At 71.3% G+C, this 2,683-nt stretch carries 1 protein-coding gene; it reads left to right on the top strand.

Annotated elements, in window-relative coordinates; all coding sequences use genetic code 11:
• Window positions 1–161 precede the first annotated feature (161 nt).
• Window positions 162–2,683 (top strand): CHAT domain-containing protein (locus FHS79_RS18430; RefSeq protein WP_207792458.1); only part of this gene is annotated, 2,522 nt, incomplete at its 3' end.

The following is a 2,683-nucleotide window of genomic DNA, read 5'->3' as shown; positions in this document are numbered from 1 at the left end:
TGATCCGCTTTTTCTCCACGGCGGCGTTTCTGGCGCTTGCGCTGTCTTCTCCTTCGGCAGCGGCGCCGCGCGGGTTGAAGGCTTTGGACAGTTTCCGTGTTGGCACGGGTGGTGTGCTTTGCACGGCGCAGTTGCGGGGGGTTGATCCGCTTCTGGTGTCGATGTTCGACCGTGGGTATGCGCTGGTGTGCCGGGATGCGGCGACGCAGGTGGGGTCGCTCTTTGCGCTGCGCTCGGGGAGCGGCGATGCGGCGGCAGGCGTGCTGGCGCGGGTTGGCGGGGCTGGCTGTGCAGCGACGAGCGAGGTGATGCTGGGCGGGCTGGCGGTGCGGCGTGCGGAGTGTGCTGCTGCCGATGCGGGCGTGCCGCGGTTGCTGCTGAGCGCCGAGCGCGGCGGCGTGCTTTACCTGGCGCAGGGGCTGGCGGGGTATGAGTCCGCCCTGGCACTCGGGCTGCAATCGATGGTGGCCGACCGGCCGGTCGAGGGCGATGTGGCGGTGACGACCACCGGCAGCGGTGACCCCACAGCGCTTGCCCGCGTGCAGGCCGGCGTGCTCGATCCCGAGGCCGCACTGGCCGAAGGCTATCTGCGCAACAATGCCGGCAGCTTTGCCGAAGCCGCGGCCTTCTTCGAGATCCTCGTCGAGCGCAGCCGTGCCGGCGACGCCGGCTTTGCGCGCACCGCCGAGTATCTCGCCAACCAGGGGCTCCAGCAGTCCAACCTCGGCAACCGGGTGGAAGCACTCGACCTGTTCGCCCGCGCCGCCCGGGCGCCCGATGCCGTCGACCCGGTGCAGCAGCGGCGCTTGCGCAACTTCCGCGCCATCGATGCGCTCAACAACCTGCAGGTGGCGGACGCCTTGCGCATCCTCGCCAGTCCGGTGACGGCAGCCAGCCAGGGGGGCTTGGCACCCGAGCGGCTGGCACAGGGGATCATCGACCGGCCGGTCGCGCAGCGCCTGAACGCCGATGCCGGGCGGCTCTCGCGGCTGGCAGGCGGCGAGCAGCGGCTGTCCGAACAGGAGCGGATCGAGATCCTCGATGCACAGGCGCTTTATCTGCGCGGCGTGGCCGAGCGCGCCGGCGGGCGCACCGCGGCCGCCAAGGTGTCGCTGGGGGCGGCCATTGCCGGCATCAACAGCATCCGCGGCGGCCGGGTGCGCAGCCTGGGGTGGCTCAACGCCGCCAGCTACACCGATCTTGCCGCCATTGCCGAGGCCGAAGGCGACCTGCCCGGCGCACGCAGCCGGCTCGAGGAAGCGGCACGGCTGCTCAGCGTCGAATATCCCGGCTCGGCCGCACTTCTGGCGGCGCGGGCACGGCTGGCGGCACTTCTGGCGCGCAGCGGCGATGGCGCCGGCGCGCGGTCCGCCTTTGCCGAGGTGGTCCGTGCTGCCCCCGCCACGCCAGGCGGCGATCAGGCGATCCGGCCGCTGATCGGGCCCTATTTTGCGCTGCTGGCAACATCGGGCGACCGCGCCGATGCAGCGGCGTTCTTCGATGCCGCCCAGACGCTGGTGCGCCCCGGCGTGGCGCAGACGCAGGCCGTGCTGGCGCGCGAGCTTTCGGGTGGCAGCGATGCGGCGGCCGGGCTGTTCCGCGAGCAGAGCCGGGTGAGCCGCGAGATCGTGCGCGTCGAGACCGAAGTGAGCCGGCTCTCCGCCCAGGCCGAGCTCGGCATCGACGATGCGGCGCGGCTGACAGCGCTTCGCACCGAGCGCGAGACGCTGGCGCAGCAGCAGACGCAGCTCTTGGCCAAGCTGTCGGCGTTCCCGCGCTACCGGGTGGTGGCGCCCGAGACGCTGGCGCTGGCCGACCTGCAGGCGGCGCTCAAGCCGGGCGAGGCCTATTACAAGCTCACTCTGGTGGGCGAGCAGGCCTATGGGATGATGGTGACTGCCGATGCGGCGCGGGTGACGGTGGTGGGGGCACCGACGCGCGAGCTCGAAGCGATGGTGGCGCTGCTTCGCGACTCGATCGTGCGGATCGAGAACGGCCAGACCGCGACCTATCCGTTCGATGCGAGCACCGCGCGGCGGCTGCACACGCTGCTGTTTGCCGGGCTCGATGGCGAGATGGGCACCGTGAAGCATCTGGTGTTCGAGCCCGATGGGCCGCTGCTGCAGCTGCCGCCCAATCTGCTCATCGAAGCCGATGATGGCCTGCCCGCCTATCTGGCGCGGGTCGCCGACATCACCGCCGATGCGTACGACATGCGCGGCATCGCCTGGCTGGGGCGCCGGCGGATGGTGACGACCGCGGTCAGCCCGCGGTCGTTCGTCGAGCTGCGCGGCATTGCGGCCTCGCGCGCCGGCAAGGCGTATCTGGGGCTGGGGCAGAACGCAGCGCCGCCCGCTGCCATGACTGCCATCCCGCGCGATGCGTGCGAATGGCCGCTCACCGCCTGGGGCAACCCGATCGTTGCCGACGAGTTGCGCACCGCCGCCAACGCGCTTGGAGGAACAACCGACATCCTCACGCAAGACGCGTTCACCGACACCGCACTCTCCGCGCGCAGCGACCTCAACCAGTATCGCATCCTGCACTTCGCCACCCACGGCCTCGTCACCGCCCCCGCCCCGCAGTGCGGCGCACAGCCGGCGCTGCTCACCTCGTTCGGTGCCCAGGGGCCGGGGACCGCCATCTCGGACGGGCTGCTGACGTTCCGCGAGATCTTCGACCT

This window comes from Polymorphobacter multimanifer, from assembly GCF_014205635.1.
Classification (GTDB): Bacteria; Pseudomonadota; Alphaproteobacteria; order Sphingomonadales; family Sphingomonadaceae; genus Sandarakinorhabdus; species Sandarakinorhabdus multimanifer.
Note: the sequence above shows the minus strand (reverse complement) of the source record. Positions and strands in the feature narration are given on the sequence as shown.